The 20359-nt window shown below is 43.8% G+C and carries 19 protein-coding genes; 4 read left to right on the top strand and 15 right to left on the bottom strand.

The window, feature by feature from the left end; all coding sequences use genetic code 11:
• Window positions 1–209: 209 nt before the first annotated feature.
• Window positions 210–3077: a beta-galactosidase GalA gene (gene galA / locus IE104_RS01870; protein ID WP_229837572.1), complete on the top strand. Its 2868-nt coding sequence runs from the start codon at window positions 210–212 to the stop codon at window positions 3075–3077.
• Window positions 3078–3124: 47 nt separating this feature from the next.
• Here galA and IE104_RS01875 read toward each other — a convergent pair whose 3' ends face one another.
• The gene (locus tag IE104_RS01875; protein ID WP_189415548.1) at window positions 3125–3847 is read right to left on the bottom strand and encodes an SIR2 family protein; all 723 of its coding nucleotides are present in this window, start codon (window positions 3845–3847) and stop codon (window positions 3125–3127) included.
• 33 nt (window positions 3848–3880) lie between these two features.
• Complete coding sequence (locus IE104_RS01880) at window positions 3881–5527, bottom strand: OpgD/OpgG family glucan biosynthesis protein (RefSeq protein WP_189415550.1); 1647 nt, start codon at window positions 5525–5527, stop codon at window positions 3881–3883.
• A gap of 231 nt (window positions 5528–5758) precedes the next feature.
• Here IE104_RS01880 and IE104_RS01885 point away from each other — a divergent pair, with 231 nt between their 5' ends.
• The 3 genes from IE104_RS01885 to IE104_RS01895 all read left to right on the top strand — a co-directional run bounded on the left by IE104_RS01885 (window position 5759) and on the right by IE104_RS01895 (window position 9821).
• A complete protein-coding gene (locus IE104_RS01885) occupies window positions 5759–6805 on the top strand; it encodes an FUSC family protein (RefSeq protein WP_189415551.1) in 1047 nt (348 codons plus the stop codon).
• A 107-nt stretch (window positions 6806–6912) separates the two neighbouring features.
• Entirely contained in the window at window positions 6913–8112 is a 1200-nt protein-coding gene (locus IE104_RS01890) for an MFS transporter (protein WP_189415552.1), read from the top strand.
• Between the two features lie 131 nt (window positions 8113–8243).
• On the top strand, window positions 8244–9821 hold the full coding sequence (locus IE104_RS01895; protein ID WP_189415554.1) for a leucine-rich repeat domain-containing protein: 1578 nt from the start codon (window positions 8244–8246) through the stop codon (window positions 9819–9821).
• 64 nt (window positions 9822–9885) lie between these two features.
• Here IE104_RS01895 and dapE read toward each other — a convergent pair whose 3' ends face one another.
• From dapE to IE104_RS01960, 13 genes are all read right to left on the bottom strand, one after another.
• Window positions 9886–11016, bottom strand: coding sequence for a succinyl-diaminopimelate desuccinylase (gene dapE / locus IE104_RS01900; RefSeq protein WP_189415556.1), 1131 nt, complete (start codon window positions 11014–11016; stop codon window positions 9886–9888).
• A 139-nt stretch (window positions 11017–11155) separates the two neighbouring features.
• Window positions 11156–11668, bottom strand: coding sequence for a ferritin-like domain-containing protein (locus tag IE104_RS01905; RefSeq protein WP_189415557.1), 513 nt, complete (start codon window positions 11666–11668; stop codon window positions 11156–11158).
• 119 nt (window positions 11669–11787) lie between these two features.
• Complete coding sequence (locus tag IE104_RS01910; protein ID WP_189415559.1) at window positions 11788–11955, bottom strand: hypothetical protein; 168 nt, start codon at window positions 11953–11955, stop codon at window positions 11788–11790.
• Between the two features lie 144 nt (window positions 11956–12099).
• Window positions 12100–12276, bottom strand: coding sequence for a con-10 family general stress protein (locus IE104_RS01915; protein ID WP_189415561.1), 177 nt, complete (start codon window positions 12274–12276; stop codon window positions 12100–12102).
• 461 nt (window positions 12277–12737) lie between these two features.
• Complete coding sequence (locus IE104_RS01920; RefSeq protein ID WP_229837573.1) at window positions 12738–13298, bottom strand: hypothetical protein; 561 nt, start codon at window positions 13296–13298, stop codon at window positions 12738–12740.
• Window positions 13282–14478, bottom strand: a complete 1197-nt coding sequence (locus IE104_RS01925) for a zinc-dependent alcohol dehydrogenase (protein WP_189415563.1) — start codon at window positions 14476–14478, stop codon at window positions 13282–13284. The genes IE104_RS01920 and IE104_RS01925 overlap by 17 nt, the downstream gene beginning before the upstream one ends.
• A gap of 210 nt (window positions 14479–14688) precedes the next feature.
• Window positions 14689–15786, bottom strand: coding sequence for a helix-turn-helix domain-containing protein (locus IE104_RS01930; RefSeq protein WP_189415565.1), 1098 nt, complete (start codon window positions 15784–15786; stop codon window positions 14689–14691).
• A 52-nt stretch (window positions 15787–15838) separates the two neighbouring features.
• A complete protein-coding gene (locus IE104_RS01935) occupies window positions 15839–16699 on the bottom strand; it encodes a hypothetical protein (protein ID WP_189415567.1) in 861 nt (286 codons plus the stop codon).
• A 154-nt stretch (window positions 16700–16853) separates the two neighbouring features.
• Window positions 16854–17450, bottom strand: a complete 597-nt coding sequence (locus IE104_RS01940) for an Hsp20/alpha crystallin family protein (protein ID WP_189415569.1) — start codon at window positions 17448–17450, stop codon at window positions 16854–16856.
• A 57-nt stretch (window positions 17451–17507) separates the two neighbouring features.
• The gene (locus IE104_RS01945) at window positions 17508–17975 is read right to left on the bottom strand and encodes an Hsp20 family protein (protein ID WP_189415570.1); all 468 of its coding nucleotides are present in this window, start codon (window positions 17973–17975) and stop codon (window positions 17508–17510) included.
• 207 nt (window positions 17976–18182) lie between these two features.
• Complete coding sequence (locus IE104_RS01950) at window positions 18183–18887, bottom strand: YebC/PmpR family DNA-binding transcriptional regulator (RefSeq protein WP_189415572.1); 705 nt, start codon at window positions 18885–18887, stop codon at window positions 18183–18185.
• 67 nt (window positions 18888–18954) lie between these two features.
• Window positions 18955–19983 (bottom strand): 2,3,4,5-tetrahydropyridine-2,6-dicarboxylate N-succinyltransferase, encoded by a 1029-nt coding sequence (dapD, locus tag IE104_RS01955; protein WP_229837574.1) that lies wholly within the window; start codon window positions 19981–19983, stop codon window positions 18955–18957.
• Window positions 19984–20001: 18 nt separating this feature from the next.
• Window positions 20002–20346, bottom strand: a complete 345-nt coding sequence (locus IE104_RS01960; protein WP_189415574.1) for an ArsC family reductase — start codon at window positions 20344–20346, stop codon at window positions 20002–20004.
• Window positions 20347–20359 lie beyond the last annotated feature (13 nt).

Raw genomic sequence — 20359 nt, forward strand, 5'->3', positions numbered from 1 at the left:
AAAACGAATGGCCAAACGAGATACGGAGAAATTTGGTTAGTGCGCATAGCATCTTTTTATTTGGAAGAGGTGGGCAGCCTAGCGAGCTTAGAGGCCTAGCACAAGAGAAAGTGGCGTCTGCCAGCTGTTGTTTGGAAAGGTAAAAGCCGTGCAGAGTTTATTTATATGATTTATCATGTAGATGATAAACATAATGAGAGATTAAAACTATGAAAACATTATCTTCGCGGGTAGCGTCCCAGCTTTCGGCAGTTGTTGTAGGCATGCTTGTTCTTACCGCAAACGCGGCTCCAGATATAAATCGTGAACGCCTTTCGCTGGACCGCGGTTGGTTATTTCACCTTGGTGATATTCCCATGCCGGAAATCAAAGGCCATGGCGCCTCTTACGGTAATGCCAAAGCGGGTAATGCGCCTGGGCCAGCGGGTACAGAATATGACGATTCTGATTGGCGAAAATTGGATTTACCGCACGACTGGGCCGTTGAAGGGCCTTTTGATCCTAATGCCAATATTTCCCAAGGTTATCGCCCACGGGGAGCATCCTGGTACCGCCGTTATTTGCGCGTGGATGAAAGCGAGCGTGGCCGTCACTTTGAGTTGCAGTTTGACGCTATAGCGACTCATTCAACCATCTGGGTGAACGGTAATGTAGTCAGCCACAACTGGTCTGGCTACAACGCCAACTATGTCGATATCACTCCCTATTTGCGCTACGGCGATGCCATGAACACTATCTCTATCAAAGCCGATGCAAATCCTATGGAAGGCTGGTGGTACGAGGGCGCGGGTATTTATCGCCACGCATGGTTAGTTAAATCCAACCCGGTTCATGTGGTGACCGATGGCGTGCATGCGGCTCCACGTAAAGCGGCGGGTGATAATAATTGGGAAATCCCCGTTGAAGTAACTTTGGATAACAGCGGCAAAGTAGCTGCCGATGTCACCGTAGAGGTCAATGTCTTTGATCCCTCTGGCAAACAAGTTGCCAAACAACGCCAAGGGGTAAGTGTGCCTATATTCACGCCTACAGTTGTCAAACTGCCCGTTGCAATTAGTAACCCGGCCATTTGGTCGTTGGAACAAACCAATCTCTACCGCGTGACTACCCAGGTATTTTCGCAAGGTAAAAAGATTGACGAGACCTCACTTAACACCGGTTTCCGCACCATTCGTTTTGATGCGCAACAGGGATTCTTCCTGAATGATAAACACACGAAGTTGCAAGGCGTTTGTATCCATCAGGATCACGCTGGTGTTGGTGTTGCGGTGCCCGATTCAATTTGGGAATACCGCTTGCGTCGTTTGAAAGAGCTGGGCGTTAATGCCATTCGCTTCTCGCACAATGCGCCTGCATCTGAAGTGCTGGATTTGGTAGATCGTATGGGCTTTGTGGTCATGGACGAAAACCGCAACTTCAATCCATCGCCCGATTACATGAAGCAATTAGAGTGGATGGTTCGCCGCGACCGCCACCACCCCGGCATTATTTTATGGTCTGTGTTTAATGAAGAGCCTGTGCAAGGTACAGAGGTGGGCTACGAGATGGTTCGCCGCATGAGCTCTGCGGTAAAAGCCTTGGATGATACTCGTCCGGTTACAGCGGCCATGAACGGAGGATTCTTTACCGACTTGAACGTGTCGCACGCGGTTGATGTGTTGGGCGCAAATTACCAGGTGCCTGATTATGATCGATTCCACAGCGCCCGCCCTGATGTGCCTTTTACCAGTTCAGAAGATACATCTGCGTTTATGACGCGCGGCGAATACACCACGGACAAAAGCAAAAACCTTATCGCCAGTTACGACGATGATTTTGCGCTTTGGGGCAACAGCCACCGCGATGCATGGCAAGCCATTGATACTCGCGCCTATGTTGCCGGCGGTTTTGTATGGACAGGTTTTGATTACCGCGGCGAGCCAACACCTAATGAATGGCCTTCAGTCAGTTCAGTGTTCGGCATTATGGATTTAAACGGTTTTGCAAAAGATGCTTACTACATTCATCAAGTGCAATGGATTAAAGATCGCCCGCTTGTTTACATCGCGCCGCATTGGAATTGGGCAGGAAAACAAGGGCAAGAAATTCGCGTGATGGTGATGGCAAATGTTGAGCGTGTAAAACTCTTATTGAATGGCCGCGAACTTGGCGAGCAAAAAGTTGATAACTATCGCATGAACTTTTTTAAGGTTGCTTATGAACCCGGCAAGCTGGAAGCTATTGGTTACAATGGCGACAAAGAAGTAGCGCGTGCAAGTGTAGAAACCACCGGCAAAGCGGTTGCGTTGGAATTAATTCCTGACCGCAAAAGTTTGGCCGGTGATGGGCGTGATGCAATGCCAATAACAGTTCGTGCGCTGGACGCAAAAGGCCGTGCTGTACCTATTGATAATTCTGAGGTGACATTTGAAATTTCCGGTGCTGGCAAATCCATCGGCCACGGCAATGGCGATCCCAATTCGCATGAAGATGAAAAAGGTAAAACGCGTAAGCTCTTTAATGGTCTTGCGCAACTTATCGTTCAATCTAACTTTCCAGAACTGCGAGGGGAATCCAAAGGCGAAATTAAAATTTCTGCACGCGCTCCCGGTTTAAAAACAGCGCGCGTCAGCATTCCCGTTAAAGCTGTAGCAGCTGTTCCTTATGTTGCAGAATCTATAGCACCCTTGACCTACTTAACGGATTGGCGAGTGTCACCTGCAAGCGCAGAGCGTTTAAATCCAACGCAAGTTTTAGCAGACAACGACATGAACACTTGGGGCTGGGGCCAACCGCCCATGATGAATATGCCGGGCAATATCAAAGACGGTAAATACCGTTTGTATCGCACGCATTTTACTCCACGTAAAAATCTGGCAAATGGAAACGGAAAAATTCATTTTTATAGCATCACCGGTAAAGCAGAGATTTGGTTAAACGGCGTCATGATTGCCAAAAAAGATAAATTCGCTTCGGGCGAATTAAATCTTGATTTACCCGCAGGAGAGGGGCGTCGCCAACTTAACGTACTTGTTGAAGGCGAAGGTGATAACAAAGCCGGTGTTGATGGTAATGTAGTGATAGAGCCTAAGAAGTAAACTCACTATCGAGTAATAAAAAAGGCGAACCATTATGTTCGCCTTTTTTATTTTAAAATGTTCAGCTGGCTTAGTTCCTTCATGCCTGATTCTGTCCAGTTATCAAAGGTTGTGAGCAAAGGAATTACCGCTGCGCGCGGAAGAGAGGATCTTATTCTTGTTACTGATTTTTCTAACGATAGTCGATCAGGATTGATGACAATCCAGACTGATTCACCGATGGGTAAATTGTCTTCCTCCAGCTTTATGCTGTGTAGAAAGAACCGATCTGACTCGCATTCGAAAGACATACCAACGATTACAAAAACTCGGCTCCAAAGTATGCCATTGAAAATTCGATTGGATTCTGGCGTTATTTTTCGTTCTTGGAAAGAGTCTGATTCGAGTAAGAATGTGCTGCTAAAATTCTGATCTCGTCGAGGTTCGATAGTCCCGTTTAGGTGAAAGACGTGACTATTCGAGAGCCAGTTCGGTAGCGCATCCAGGTTAAGCTTTAAAACTTCCCGTTGAAGCAAATAATCCCAATTTGTGGTTGCAAAAAGATTTTTCCAGCAGGGTGTTGTTCGCTCTTTTAGTTCACTCAAAAAAAACTGAATTTTTTCTGTGTTAACGTCCTTGTCCATCTCAATTGTTAATTGCTTTTTAATTTCCTCTATAACTATATCTCTAGGCTTCGCATTTAAAGATGCTGGTACTGTCCATCGGAGTCCGCAACTAATAGAAAGACCTCTTCCGAAGATCCAGACTAGCGTTTTAATATTTTGGTCCATGGGCTATTTATGCAACCTTCAGAAGGCATTCTGTTAGTTCGGTGTGTTATCCGGATACCAAGGATAACTCCACACTTCGCTCAAGCGTTTATCTTTTGTTTTAATAAACAAGCGCATATCCACTACGTTGCTGCCTTCAGGTTCAATCTTGAAAGACACGCGGTAGGATTTTCCATTGGGCAATTTACTTACTTGCAAATCGCTTAGCTTGCCAGCGTTTTTAATAAGATCTGCTTGGACTTGTGTGCCCGCAGGTAACTTATCCAACTCTCCGCCCTGAAAATCAATTGCAAATTGGCGTTTGCTTTTGGGTGGCGGATTGGATTGGGCAGCGACAGCACCCCAGCCAGTTTTTGTGCGCAATACTTTTGCCAAAGGTTGATCAGGAATGTCAGCGTCGTAAGTAAAGAGTGTGTATTTAAATTCACGTTCTTCGCCCGACCTCATGCTTTGCTCTGGCACCCAGTAGGCAACCATGTTGTCGTTGGCTTCGCTGTCCGATGGGATTTCCACTAGTTCGAGGCGGCCTTTGCCGAATGGCACATCGGGCTTCACCCACACGCTCGGGCGCTTTTCGTATTTAGCTTCGGTGTCTAAATAATTTTCAAAATTGCGATCACGTTGCAACAATCCAAATGCCTGCGGGCTGTTGTCGCTAAGCGATGAAACGTGTAGCGCGCGGTGATTTGTCAGTGGACGCCAAATCCATTCACCGGAAGATGTTTGCATTAGCAATCCGTCGGAGTTGTGAACCTCGGGGCGGAAATCATCAAACTTATATTTGTTTACGCTGTTCTCGCCATACAAAAACATACTGGTTAAAGGTGCAACGCCCAGCTTTTTAATATCTTTGCGTGCATATAAACGTGCAGTCACTTTCACCTGATTTTTTGCGCCGGGGTACATATCAAAACGATAAGCGCCTGCGATAGATGGGCTATCAAGCAGCGCATAAATAACAACATGGTTTTCTGAAGGCGTTGGCTTCAATAACCAAAATTCGCGGAAGCTGGGAAATTCTTCACCAGAAGATTCTGCGGTATCTATCGCAAGACCGCGACCAGAAATTCCATAGGCTTGATTCGGGCCCACCATGCGAAAATAACTTGCGCCACTGAATGCAAAAAATTCATCTTTGTAATTCACATTATTGAGTGGGTAGTGCAAACGAAAAGCTGCAAAGCCAATATCTTTTGGTGCTATACCAGCAAGGCTTGCAGCTGGGCCTTCGTAATTAAAATATTCCTGCTTGAATTGCAAAATGGAATCGCCGTTGTTGGTTGCCATATGCAAAATTTTCGGCTCCCTGGAAATATAACCGGCGTGAAAAAGTTGCACTTCAAACAAAGCTTCGTTGCGCCAGAGCGATGCTTCAGGGCGGAAGCGAATGGACCTGTATTGATCGTAATCCATCTTGGCGAGCGCTTCAGGAATATTGGCAACCACAGGTTTGTAATTTTCTTTTGCCAATAATTTTGCGCGGGAGCTAATAGCATCAAATAATCCGGGTTGTGATATTTCGGAACCGGATGTAGGTGTATTAGGCGTTGCGCCAAAGCTGTAAATGGCACCAAAAGTTGCGATAAAAAATGTCGATAAGAGACCCGTGGTGCGCAGGATGTTTTTAGGGGAGAACCTGTTAGGTTTAAAACCAGGCTCTGATTGAGGCAAGCGAATCATCCGCGTTCTCCGTACGAATACTTATAGTCGTTGTGTTTTAATAGGTTTGGTGCTGGCCAGGTCTTTAATGCTAGGCTTGAGCTATGAGCGCACCAAAATCGGCGCATTATAATCGATTCTTTGCGGGGTGGGGCTGGAGTCTTCAAGCCATATTCGCTAGGGCGCAACTATTTAGCAAAACTATGTTTGAGCAAAAACTATGTTTGAGCAAAAACTATGTGAGTAAAACTCATGCAGCAAAAAATTAAATCCCTCTTCATCCTCAATAAACCCAGTCGCCCATGGCATGTGGCTTTGGTGGCGACTATTGGTATGACAATACCCGCGCTACTGGGGGTGTATTTTGAGCAGATGGCGAACGCAATTTTGGCTTGTGTGGGAACTATGGTGATTCTCTATATACCACGCACATCGATTCCGCACCGGATGGTTACTCTTGCGGTCTGCTCCTTCGGTATTGTGGCGTGTTTTACTTTAGGCTTGGGCGCAGGATTTAATATTTCTATCGCAGCAATAATGTTGGTGGCGACCACCATGCTGGTTGATTTTATTTGCCGATATTACGCCATACCTGCACCGGGAAATTTTTTCTTTGTTTTCCTTGCCGCTTTGGGTTGTACATTACCCTTTAATCTTGAATTAATTCCCGCGCGCGTAGGTCTGGTTGCACTTGGCTGTATGCTTTCGTGCCTGATCGCATTTTTCTATAGTTTGTGTGTAAATTTGCCTGCACCTAACCCTGTTGCGGCTACTGAAAAAAATATTGCGCGTTTGTTTTTACAATCAGCAGTTATAGGTTTTTTTGTTGGCGGATCTTATTTGCTGGCAGAAATAATTGGATTGCAAAAACCCTATTGGGTCCCTATTTCCTGCGCGGCCATCATGCAGGGCGCAAATTTTACGCTGGTGTGGCAAAGGAATATTCACCGGGTTGCGGGAACTGTATTAGGCATGGGGCTGGCTTGGTGTATTTTTTCGCAATCCTTACAGGGTTGGTCTTTCGCGTTAGCTATTATTCTTTTATTTTTTATTGTCGAACTGCTGGTGGTTCATCACTATGGCTTGGCGGTAATTTTTATCACACCGCTGACATTGTTATTGGCCGAGGGCTCTGCCTCACGCACTCTGCATGAATCTTTGGTTGTTACTCGTTTGGGCGATATAGCACTTGGCAGCGCAATTGGTTTCGTTGGCGGCTGGGTAATGCATCACCCCAAAATCCTGTTGGCTCCCGAAAGCTTGCTCAATAAATATTTCAAAGCTAAAGATCAACACTAATCAATCTAATTCAGTAAAACATTACAAGCGTCATTAGCTTTTTGAATTCTCGTTTAGCTACACTAGCTCATTTTTACTTCAGCCATTTTTATTATTGCGAGTAGGCCATGTCTGTAGAACTTTCCCCGTCGCGCGAGCGCATTATGTTATTCACGCTCATGGCGTTGCAATTCACCATGATTGTGGATTTTATGATTATGATGCCGCTTTCGTCGCAGCTTATGGCGGTGTTTGCAATTCAGCCCGGTCAATTCGGTCTGTTGGTTTCGTCTTACTCTATTGCAGCTGGCGTTTCTTCTTTGCTGGCTTCTTCATTAGGTGACCGATTTGATCGTCGCAACGCATTGCTGGTGTCCTACATTGGTTTGTTGGTGGCAACCCTTGCATGTGCTTACTCTAATTCCTACCATGTTTTATTAGCTGCACGAATTATTGCAGGATTTTTTGGCGGTGTTTTAAGTTCAATTGTGCTGGCGATTGTTGGCGATGTATTTCCTCCGCAAAAGCGTGGCAAGGCAATGGGAATTGTAATGCTCGCGTTCTCACTGGCTGCAATTGCAGGTGTGCCCTTGGGATTATTTATTTCCAACCATTATTCATGGCAAACACCGTTTAGTTTTATAACTTACGCAGGAATTATTGTATTAATTGTTGCTTATAAGGTGGTGCCAAATGTACGTGGACATTTAGATCAGCCCCACGTCAATTTTTTTAGAAGTTATGTTGAGTTATTTCGAATTCCCAATCACTGGTGGGCGTTTGCAACTTCATGTCTGGTGATGTTTGCGGGCTTTATGGTTATTCCTTACATTGCACCTACTATGGTTTCAAATACCGGCATGACTGATCACGAGCTGCCTTATATTTATTTGTGCGGTGGTTTGGCAACTTTGTTTACGCGTCCTGTCATTGGTCGTATGACGGACAAGCATAAACATTGGAAAGTTTTGGCAGTGACAACATTCCTGAGCTTTATCCCAATTATTTTAGTGACCCAAACTTTGCAGACCGCGTTTGTTTGGCAATTGGTTTTTGCAACATTATTTTTTGTTTTTGTGAGTGGTCGGTTTATTCCTACATCTGCATTGATCACAGCATCTTGTGAGTCGCGTTTTCGCGGGCGAGTTATGGCTTTTAGCTCGGCAGTTCAAAATTTGGGTTCTGGCTTTGCGGCTTTAATTGCGGGGGCGATTATGACTAAAGCACCCACTGGTGAAATTTTGCATTATGAATTAGTTGGCTACATTGCGTGCTTGGTAAGTTTGATTGGTGTTTACACCGCCACCAAAGTTAAAGCAATTAGTTAGTGGGTTTGTAAAAGCTGTACAAAATTTCACATTTACAATTAGTTAAATGTGCGCCTCAATCAACAGGTGAGTGGTAATATTCGCGTTATCAGCTAGCTTTATAGGGCCGGTAAAACGAGTGAGGTTTAAGCATGTTACCCAATCCTGATTTATGTAAAAGTATTGTTGTTCTGGCGCTGGCAGGTCTGTTGTCAGCTTGTGGCGGTGGGGTAGATGACCCCACGCCATCTACCAATTCATCTACTGCAAGTTCGGTTTTATCCAGTGGTTCTTCATCGGTTGCGTCCTCTATTTCGTCTGCTTCTTCGGTGCAATCTTCCACGAGCTCATCGAGTTCAAAATCGTCCCAGGTTTCAACATCAATCTCATCAGTCTCATCGAGCACGAGTGATTTAACGATTGGCACAGTTGTCAGTCCGGGCGGTACTATAAAGCCTTCCGGAACTGTTAGTTTAACGCCCGGCAAAACCCAGGTCTTTTCGTTTGTCGCCGAGAGTGGTTATAAATTGGCATCTGCAACAGGTTGCGGTGCTGTGGTTGCGGCAGACACGATTACAACTGCAGCGGTGAACAGCAACTGCCTGCTCAGCATCTCCTTTACAAAAACCAATTCGTTGGCGGATCAATTAAAACTCACCGACACAGGTTTGATCCGGTGTATTGATACCTATGAGGCGGATGCCAAACAAGCTGTGGCTGCCACTGCAATTACCAGCCTGAGTTGCAACAATCCATTCCAAACGGTGAGTTCTATTAGCGAGCTTACCAAGCTACCTAATCTGCAATCTTTATCCTTGGCGGGAAATCGTTTGTCAGGTTCGGTAGATTTTTCAATTCTGCCAAAATTAACGGCGCTAAATGTCAGTAAGAATTCATTGCAGTCGGTGGATGTCTCAAAAAACACTCTACTGACTTCTTTGGATTTAAGCGAAAACTTATTGACCCAAGTTGATGTGGCTTCTTTAGTTTCGTTAACGCAGCTGAACCTTGCCCGCAATCAAATTGCCAGTGTTGATGTGAGCAAAAATATTTTGCTCACACAATTAGATGTGAGCGATAACAAGCTCACGCAATTAAATGTAAATGCGCTGACTAAACTATGGGATCTCAATGCATCGCGCAATAAATTAACAACACTCGATACAACTAAAAATACTGCGTTGACCCGCTTGAATTTGGGCTGGAACACTATTTTACCGCTCAGCCTAACCCACCTTACCAATTTGCAGTTTTTGAATATTGCCGGTATGGGACTGGTGGATGTTGATGTGAGTAAGAACACCCAGCTCAATGAATTGCTGATTATGGAAAACAATTTGATTGCCTTGAATTTATCAGCGCAAACTCAATTGGAATCTTTGCAAGCTTATAAAAACAAGTTGATTAGTTTGGATTTGTCCAAGAACGTCAATTTAACCAACTTGATTTTAACGGACAATTTTTTAACAACACTGGATTTGAGCAAATTAACGAAATTGCAAATTCTATGGGCCAGCTACAATAATTTGGTGAGCCTTGATGTGCTTGCCAATAAAAAGTTGGAATGGCTATACGCACCGGAAAACAGCATGGTCAGCATCAGTGGGTTAGAAGCTATTGAAAATAAAGACGTCACTATTGATATCAGCCACAATAAATTTAGCGATCCTGTAAAAGCCTATTTAATAAATTTGTTAAATGTACAAGGCTATGAATTCTTATCCTTCTAATTTTAAGATCTAACTTAATAAAAGCCTGTAAATAAAAAAAGCCCCGAGATCGGGGCTTTTTTATTTAGGCTAAAAGTTTTTCCAAGGTTTTTTCGTAAATGCTCGTAAGCTTATTTAAATCGTCCGCGCTAATATATTCATTGACTTTATGAATGGTGGCGTTGATAGGGCCAAGCTCTACTACTTGGGCTCCCGTAGGTGCGATAAAGCGACCATCAGAAGTACCTCCAGACGTTGAAAGCTCTGTATCCAAACCTGTCTCTGATTTAATTGCATCTACCACAGCGTTGACTAAATCGCCGCGCGGAGTAAGGAAAGGCTGGCCGCTTAAAATCCATTTTAATTCATATTGAAGTTTATATTTATTTAAAATGGCTTCAGTGCGTTCACGCAAAATTTGCTCAGTAAGCTCGGTTGAAAAGCGAAAATTAAAAACAACCTCAACTTCACCGGGAATTACGTTGGTAGCGCCTGTGCCACCATTAATATTTGAAACCTGGAAGCTGGTGGCAGGAAAAAATTCGTTGCCATTGTCCCAATGCTCTGCTGTCAGTTCTGCTAGTGCAGGAGCGAGTTTATGAATGGGGTTATCGGCAAGATGCGGATAAGCGACGTGACCTTGGATACCCTTCACTTTTAAAATAGCGCCGAGCGAACCGCGGCGACCGTTTTTAATGACATCGCCAACTACATTTGTACTTGATGGTTCCCCCACGATACACCAGTTCATTTTAGTGTTGCGCGCTTCCAGCCATTCAACAACTTTTACCGTACCGTTTATTGACGGGCCTTCTTCGTCACTGGTAATTAAAAATGCAATGCGGCCTTTATGGTTTGGATGTTTTGCAACAAAATTTTCGCAGGCTATTACCATGCTTGCGAGTGAGCCTTTCATATCGGCAGCGCCACGGCCGTGCAACATGCCATCAATAATTTTTGGTTCAAAGGGTGGGTTGTTCCAATTAGCTTCCGGACCAGTAGGTACAACATCTGTGTGGCCAGCAAAAGCGAGAATCGGCCCCTGGGTGCCGCGAACAGCCCAAAAATTATCGACCTCGCCAAAACGTAAACGCTCTGTTTTAAAACCTATAGCTTCCAGTCGTTTAATCATCATTTCCTGACAGCCATCGTCCTCTGGTGTGACTGAGCGGCAGCGAATGAGATCTATAGCGAGTTGTAAAGTAGGGGTGTTCATGTAGAAATCCAGCGGTGAATAAAGATGTCGCGATTCTACAGGGTTGTTAGTTGCTGCTCCAGCGAGTTAGTTCAAGCTCAGAGCCAAGCGAATATTTTTTATGGAATAAATGAGAAATGAGGCAGCGCGGCTGGCTGTATTAGCGGCTCGCACTGTCACTTGAGGTTATGGTTCTTGTCAGGAATGCCTGTGTTAATTGCGGTAGTTCCTTTTCCAACCATTTGCTCATGCCAATTTCATCGTCCAGCGCTGCTTCACAAATATGTTTTACATCTGCGTCGCCGTAAAAATCCGCCGCTGAACTCAACACGCTATATGAACTTATTGCGACGTGAGTGAAAATGTACAGCGTCATAGCTCCTTTGATGACTTCGTCGCTCATGGCAGTTCCTACTAAATTTTGTCCCGTCGCCATAATTTTTGCGCCCAGATCTTTTATTGCCGAAGTATCGCCACCCAAACGTTCAATACTGTTGCGCACGCTAACCTGATGGCTACGTGTTGCTTCAAGGTGAGCCTGAATTGCAGCTTTAAGTTCTACGTAATGTTCAATGCGCTCAAACTGGCCTTTTAACAGCGTTTCCATTTGGTTTTCCATGGCGTGCGCGTCACGAAGCCAGTCTACTAAATGTTCATTTGTTTCAGTTTTCATAAGTACCTCGGCAATAAAAAATGCGAATGCATCCGTGATTTGGTTTAAATATTCAGTTTAAATATTCAGGTTTTTAAATATAGCGATGTGGTTAGACGAAACACATTAGTTTAAGAATTTCAATTTTCTTCTAACCATGCGTCATTCCAACCCTCATACCATTCGTTACGCCAGCTGAAGTTAACTTTTACAAAAGGATTAAGGGAGGACGGCTCGCCTGATCTATAGGCAGCCAAACCTAATTGGTAAGCATCGCTTTTTTCTGAATCAAAATTGTATTGGCTCATCCTTTCTCTCTCTCTTTCTTTCGCTCTCAAAGCCTTGGGGTTTTTTGACTTTTTATCGTCAGCTTAGTTGTGGTCTAGTTGTAAAAAATTGCAGTGTTTAGAATTAAATGGACTGGGCGGAATTCCTTTTCCGCCTGATGGCATTTATTCAGACTTTCGTCCGCCACCGTGGCTATTTTCGCCACCTTTTTTACCAGCCTCAGAAGCGCGTTCGGGGTCGTTTTTAAAGTTACCGCCGCTCACGCTGCCGCCTTTCTTGCCGGCCTCAGAAGCGCGTGCTGGATCTTGAGCAAAACCTCTACCACCTTTATTTGTAGCCATTTTGTAACCCTCGTATTAATGGATAAACATATGTGCTTTTGGCACAACTTCTAGCGCGCTTTGTTGGTAAAAGCGCTATTTATTTTTTAAAATATTTGAAGTTGACTTCAAAAATTTTAAAAAAATAAATACGTTAAATTTGTTGCATATCAATGTTTCGATTACACCAAAATTTTTATATTAAATTTCATACATTTATGAGCTTCGCTTTGCTGTTTTGTCTATAAAATATATTTTATTTTACGCGGCTAATTTTTGAAATCTTAGTGTGTAGGTTATGCTCCCTGGTCACAACCATCTGTTCGCTAACCAACTAAAAAGTTCGATAAAAAATTATTTATGTTTCGTTTATTTTTTTTAAATTAAAAATATTTGTTTATGTTTCGGTTAGATTTTTATTTACCGAATTTATTTATTTTGGTCAACTAGTTTTGCAAATAAAAAAACCGCCGTGTGGCGGTTTAATTGTTTTTGCATGCTAATTTTTTTTGTTTGCGATTTAAGATTATGGCTATGCTTGTAAGGATTGCCACGCCAATAATTACCTTTTTTACAACTGCATCAGGGTTGTGTTTCCAGGCTGCTTTTGTTCCTCGCTCTTTTAAAATATTTGGTGCATATCCTTTTCTCAAATCGCTGCCAAAACCTTCGAGGACATTGACTCTGTCTGCTAAAAGAAGGGCCAACCAATGAATAATTTTCCCTTCGCTGTATTTGAAAGCAAAGCGACGAATGGTTCCGCTTAAGCCAGACGGTGGTGATGCAGTTCCGAAAGTTGCTGTTAAATTCGGCCGTTCGTTCGAATGCAGTACTTCGGTAGTAACAGCTTGTAGCGAAGGGCGCTGCCAGTCATGGTTTTTAGTGCTTTCCTTATGGCGCTGACGCATGGGAAACGTGGGGTCATTTTTCGAATTTGCATCTATAGCCCAGCCCCTAATCTGTGATCTATCTTTTGAATAAGGCTCATTTTGGATGCGCGACTCATCATCAAGTGATGAAGCAATATCAGTGATATTTTTCATGATGTGTTTCTCTCTGTTCAGTTGAAGAGTGATTAATGGGAGAGGTGATCAACACCGGCTTAATGCATTCATCCAGCTTGTCTGAAAAAATTCGATAGGCGTCTGCAACTTCTTCAAGCGGAATTCGGTGTGTAATTAATTTTTTAGGTTCGAGAATGCCGTTTTGTACGTGCTCAATAAGTTTAGGTAGGAGACGTTTGACAGATGCTTGATTTGCGCGAATGGTAATGCCTTTATTAAGCACATTACCTATAGGAATAAAATTACCAGTAGGGCCATATACGCCGACAATAGATACTACGCCGCCTTTTTTAACCGAATTAATTGCCCAGCTAAGTGCCGTTGGAGAACCTGCCTGCAGTAATAACTTTCTACCCGTTATGCTTTGTATTGCACTACCCGTTGCTTCGGCACCCACAGCGTCAATGCAAACATCTGCACCTAAATAATCCGTTATTTTTTTTATAAATAGCACCGGGTCTTTCATCGAACGGAAGTTGTAAACCTCGCACTGCGCGTAATTTTTCGCAAACTCAAGTCGGTAATCTAATTCATCAATAACAATGACGCGCCCTGCGCCAAATAACCAGGAGCATTTGGCAGCCATAATGCCGATGGGACCCGCGCCAAAAACGACAACTGTATCGCCAATTTGTATGCCGCCCATCTCCGCCGCTTGATAGCCTGTGGGTACGACATCTGTTAATAAAACAGCGTCGTCCAAATCCATACCGGGAGGAATTACGGTTGGGCCCACGTCGGCGTAAGGCACGCGCACATATTCAGCTTGTCCACCGTCGTATCCACCTGCTGTATGGGAATAACCAAAAATGCCGCCAACAGCTGTGGCCTGTGGATTTGATTCGTGACAATTTCCAAATAAGCCTTGCCTACAAAAAATACATTTGCCGCAGGCGATATTAAAAGGCACTAGAGCGTGATCACCTACTTGTAGTTTTTTTACCTCTGATCCGATTTCTGTTACCACACCGGTAAATTCGTGGCCGAAGGTTGTTCCCACTCGGGTGTCGGGAACGTTGCCGTTATATAAATGCAAATCAGATCCGCAGATACAAGATCGTGTGACTTTTACAATTGCATCTTCAGGGTGAAGAATTTCAGGCATGGGTTTTTGATCCGCCCGCACTCTTCCCGGCCCTCTATAATTCATTGCAAGCATATAAATTCTCCTGTTCCGGTTGAGAAGCGACACACAGTGAAAAAGAGATAATGAAAATAAAACACTTTGATTGCTGTGTAAGTACGGGAGCTTACCTAGGGAGAAAAAATATATTTATGAGATGATAAAAAATTTAGGACAGGAATGCTGATACACGCGAAAGTACAAGCGAAACATAAACGGACGTTTAAATAATTATGTAAGCGAAGCTTAATTCGAGGTGGTTTGATACTTTTTATATTGGCTTGGTGTGAGTCCGGTTTTTTCTTTAAATACTTTATAAAAACTGTTGCGATTGTTAAAGCCTGAGCGATAAGCAATGTCGGCAATAGTGAGTTCATTTTCATTGGTGGCAAGAAAATTTAGTGATTCCTGATAGCGGAGATCATTTAAAAAATCATAGAAGCTAGTGTTCTTGTGGATATTTAATAATTCCGAAAGCTGATGACTGGTAACACCTAATAGCGATGCCAGTTTTGGCAGGGAAATATCTTCATCCAAATGAGGTTTATGATTTTTTACCAGTTCCTGTAATTGTTCATCAAGTTGCCTGGCGGCTTCGGGGCTGAGTTCAATACTACGCAAATGAGGCTTGGTTTCTGGCTTGGGTTCTTCTTGCGGTTTTATCTCGTGGAAGAAAACATCCGGTTGATAAAGTGAAAAAAGAGCAATGGTGTTAACAAAAATTGCTACCAAACTTGCGATAGCAGCCAAGGCAGTAAAAGAAGGAAATTGGCCGCGCAAAAGACTGGTAAAAACACCGACATCAACCAGCATGATGAAACTTAAACTGCCTACTAAATAAATTAGCCAATAATAGCTTGTGTTTTTGAATTGTGTGGTCAGCTTTAATAAGCGCAGGCGTTCGGCTTTTAACAAATAGATTGCATAGCCCAGGTAACTAAATATGTGCACGAATAATAGCGTTACCATCACAGGTAAGCTAATGATCTTTAAATGCAGAAGGTCATGCATAAAAAATAATGCGAAAGGCAAGGCTTGAAGTAAATAACTTAAACGGCCTATGGGCCTCAACAAAATATGCCGGATTAAGGCCACCATTATGGGGCCGTAGCACCAGGTTAATTTGTGGGCCAAGGTTGCTATCCAATGTGTAGGTTGGCTATTCACTAAACCAAGGTACGCATTAAGGGGCGGCGCTAACAACAAAATAATAAAAATCAAAATTGTATTTTTAACCTGACGATCTCCGCGTCGGCTAATTAACAAATTTAAGCAAGTCCAGCAGCCCAGGCTAAATGAAAATATAAACCAGACTTTGATTAATTCGATATGTGTTTGCGTCATCTTATACTTCTGCAAATAGGGCTATTGGTAACCCAATAGCCCAAAAAATATTTTACTTATTTGGGAATACATCAAAAGTTCCGGAGAATAAAATCAAGCCATCTCCAAAGTTTTGAAACCATTTTCCTGAGCTGCTGGTTTCAAAGGTGTACACCATGGTGTAAGGAAAAGTGAAAAACTCGCTCACTTGGGTAACTTCTTCCACAGCAGTATTGGCAGATACTTTGGTGTATTTGTAAGTTCCCGTAGAGTTTACCGTACCTGGGCCAAAACCTTTAAAAACCATAGTGCCATCCGCTGCATAAGTTTGTAGAACCAGACCTGCCATTGGGTAGACCCCAGCAGGTAAATCAGATTTGGTGGCTTTGATTATTAAGGCCACATTGCTGTCTGCTTTTGCAGCAAGAGCTAAATGTTGTTCGGCAGGCAAATTGGATGGCTCCAATGTAAAACTCCCTGACAACTTCAGTTGCCCATTTCCAAAATCCTCTTCCCATTTGCCACTGGTGGACGTTTCAAACGTATATTTTATGGTGGATGGCGTGTTATTGACTGAAGTATTTATTAATTTCTCTGTAGCTGTATTAGGCCCAGTGCGTTGGTATTTATAGGTGCCATTAAATGCTAATTGATTATCGGGCACTATGCCTTTCAAGGTTCCGGTGCCTTGGGCGGTAAATTTACCGTCCTTTTTATAACGTTTTACCACTACACCTTTGTAGGGATAACCATCGGTAAGGGTAGTTGTAGTTTTTTCAATCTGGAAGACCAGATCTGCACCGGCCAGACTAGTTGGAGCATCCAAGCCCAGGCAGTTTTTTAAATCATTCAAGCCATTGTGGGCGCTAACCGCGCTGCATCCCACAATAAACAGCGTGCCAACCAGCAGCTTTAATTTAACTAAAGTATTCATCGCTAATTCCTTTGGGTTAATCAGAGTGTAGAGACCTGTGCCGAAGAGTCGGCGAAGCGATTCTCAAACAATGAAGATTAAAACCCGTGTGTTTCCATCCAAAATGACAAGCGACGGATGAAAAAAAGGGCTCATTAGGAGCCCAAGGTTGAAATTAGTGACTGGTATTGCTGATAGGAATTTTACGCGTGTTGCTCTGCAGAGCTTGCAACGGTTTTTTAGGCAGATAAATTTCGAGCACGCCATTTGTTAAGGTCGCACGGATTTTCTCTGTATCGCTGTCATCTGGAAGGGCGAGCAGTCGCTGAAATTCGCCATAGCTGCGCTCAATCCGATAATACTGACGCTCCTTGGTCTCTTTTTCCTCAGACTTTTTGCCGCGCACACTTAAGGTATTGTTTTGATTAAGTTCTAAAGTTACGTCTTCTTCTGTCAGCCCAGGGACTTCAAGGCTGATGTGATACTGTTGCGCATCACTTGCGATATTGAGTTGCGGGCGAAAACCAAGGTTGTGAAAAAAACCGTCTTCACGCCCAAGCGCTGAATCAGAAAGACTAGATGCAAACCACGGCAAGCTTCTAAACGTTTGGTCGAATAAGCGCTCTACCTCCTGGTGCAGATGTAGTATGGGGTGATTGATCTGTTTTAAAGATTGCTGTGGCGCTGTATTACGCTTAATGGGAATAGTGGATTCACCGGATGAATCTTCATGCTTAAACCAATTCCAGGGAACTAATTGTTGCAGGTTCATATATGGCCTCCCCTAAATGATTGAAGAGGCGACGGTGTTGCACCGTCGCCAATCAGGTTACGCAGCTTTTGCGTTCTCGCCTTTGTGCTCAAGAATATTTCCCTCGGTATTGATCGCGATGGTTTTAGGTTTCATCGCTTCGGGAATTTCTCGCACGAGGCTAATCGACAAAAGGCCGTTATTAAGTTGGGCACCAACTACCTCCACATGATCGGCCAAATTAAATTTGCGCTCGAAAGTGCGAGTGGCAATGCCTTGATACAGATACTTGCGCTCTTCTTTTGCGTCGGATTTTTTACCGCGCACAGTCAGTACGCCTTTTTCTACCTGAATATCCAATTCCTCACGTTCAAAGCCGGCCACCGCTAAGGTAATACCGTAACGGTTTTCGCCATTAACTTCGATGTTGTAAGGTGGATAGCCTACAGACGACTGGTCAGAACGAAGGGCTGTGTCCAGCAAGTTGCCTAAACGGTCAAAGCCGATGCTGCTGCGATACAGGGGGGTTAAATCAATCGTATTCATAATATATCCTCCTAAAGAAGCGATAAAAAATAAAGACAATTATGCGACAGTTCCCAATGGACACTTGCCGCGGATTTTATTTGTGGTTTCCAAACTGAATTTTCAAGGCTGATCTTTAAAACAAGTTTTTATTTGCAGGAATTATTTTTATAAAAAATAATTTTAAAAAGCGGAAATAAAAAAGCCAGGCGTTTGCCTGGCTTCTGATTACTCGGCTGCTAAACCGACATAAACTTCGTGCACATCGTCATCGTCATCAATAGCGGCAAGGAAAGCCTCAACTTCATCCAATGCTTCACCCGATAGGCTCACAGGATTTTTTGGACGATAGCCAATTTTTGCAGATTCAACAGTAAAACCCTGATCCGGTAATGCTTTTTGTACAATATCCAAATCAGTAATGTCGGTGATGAATGTTGCGCTGCCGTCTTCGTTTGCTTCAAAGTCTTGCGCACCGGCTTCGATAGCAGCCATTTCAACGTCAGCATCTTTATTGGTTGGTGTAGCTTCAATCATGCCAACGTGTTCAAAATCCCATGACACAGAACCTGAAGCGCCTAATTGGCCTTTACGGAATAAGCCGCGAATGTTGGAGATGGTGCGGTTAACGTTATCAGTCAAGCATTCAACAATTACCGGAACCTGATGGGGTGCAAAACCTTCGTAAACCACTTTTTCGTAGCTCACTCCACCATCTAATTGGCCTGAACCTTTTTTGATGGCGCGTTCAAGCGTCTCGCGTGTCATGGAGGCTTTTTTGGCTTGTACAATCGCCAAACGTAAGCGCGGGTTCATATCCGGATCTGCGCCATTACGTGCAGCAATCATGATTTCTTTGGTGAGTTTGGTAAACAACTTACCTTTTGCACTGGCCGCCGCTTCGCGACCTTTGGCTTTCCATTGAGCGCCCATAATTTTTATCTCGCGTTAATGTTTAAATTTTTGCGAGCAACGGGGCTCGCGCTATAAATACTGAAAATTAATTTTTGTGCAGTGCGGTATTTAATTGCAGTGCACTTTTATTGGTAACAACTTCTACGCGGCCGCTAATAGAATTACGACGGAACACCAGATCAGATACGTTTGCCAGTTCACGCGCTTTTACGGTTTTAACTTCTGCGCCTGCATCGTCTAATACAACGACTTTGGTACCGGCGGTAATGTACAAGCCCGATTCAACTTTGCAGCGATCACCCAGTGGGATACCGGTGCCCGCGTTTGCGCCGATCAATGATTCTTTGCCAATAGAAATAACTATATTACCACCGCCCGACAGGGTTCCCATAGTGGAGCTGCCGCCGCCCAAGTCAGAGCCTGCGCCAACGAATACACCTGCTGAAATTCTGCCTTCAATCATCGCAGGGCCTTCGGTACCGGCATTAAAGTTTACAAAACCTTCATGCATGATGGTGGTGCCTTCACCCAGATAAGCGCCTAAACGCACGCGTGCTGTGTGGGCGACACGCACTCCTTTTGGAACAACATAGTTGGTCATTTTGGGGAATTTATCCACACAGGATACCTCCAGCTCTTCGCCGTTCAAACGCGCTTGCAATTGTGCTGCAGGCAATTCGTTGACGTCGATAGCGCCTTTGTTGGTCCATGCAACGTTTGGCAAGACGCCGAAAATTCCAGCGAGCACAGTGTTGTGTGGTTTCACCAAACGGTGCGACAGTAGGTGTAATTTTAAATAAGCTTCCGGCACAGACGCTGGGTTGGTATCAGTAGCAATCAAAGTTACCACCAAAGGACGTTTGCTGTTAATTAAGGTTTTTGCGAGCGCTGCTTGTTCTGCATTTACACCTTCAAGTGCCTGCGCAATTTCACCTGCTTGAGTATTAGTAATTGCAATGGCTTGATTACCTTCGCTATAACCGACCACTTTGGCGATTGCATTGCTTAATTCTGCTGAAGGATTTAATTGCGGTGCGGCATAAAAAACTTCCAGCCATTCACCTTTTGAATTTTGTGTGCCTATCCCCAAGCCAAGTGCGTATAAAGTTGTCATGATATTTCCTAGTAATAACTAATTAAAAATTTTTGCGTATTCTGTGTCTTTAAAACCGAGATGTTTTTGAAGTGCGGTTTCAAGTAGCGGTCGCTTGATCAGCGTTGGATTTTCTACAATCACTGCGACTGCATTTTTCTCGTCAAAATTAGTTTTGACACTTTCGTCTAATTCTTTCCAGGTTGTGCTGCGTTTGTTCACCAGCTTTTCTAAACCGATTTCGGTTATCCAGTTTTTTACCTGATCTTTATCCAAGCCATCGACACGGAAATCGTGAAAGCGATAATCCACATTATTTTTCGCCAGCCAGTCACGCGCTTTCTTTACGGTGTCGCAGTTTTTAATGCCGTATAAAGTAGTCATAGGTTTAAATAAC

The sequence above is a fragment of the Cellvibrio zantedeschiae genome (assembly GCF_014652535.1).
GTDB lineage: Bacteria > Pseudomonadota > Gammaproteobacteria > Pseudomonadales > Cellvibrionaceae > Cellvibrio > Cellvibrio zantedeschiae.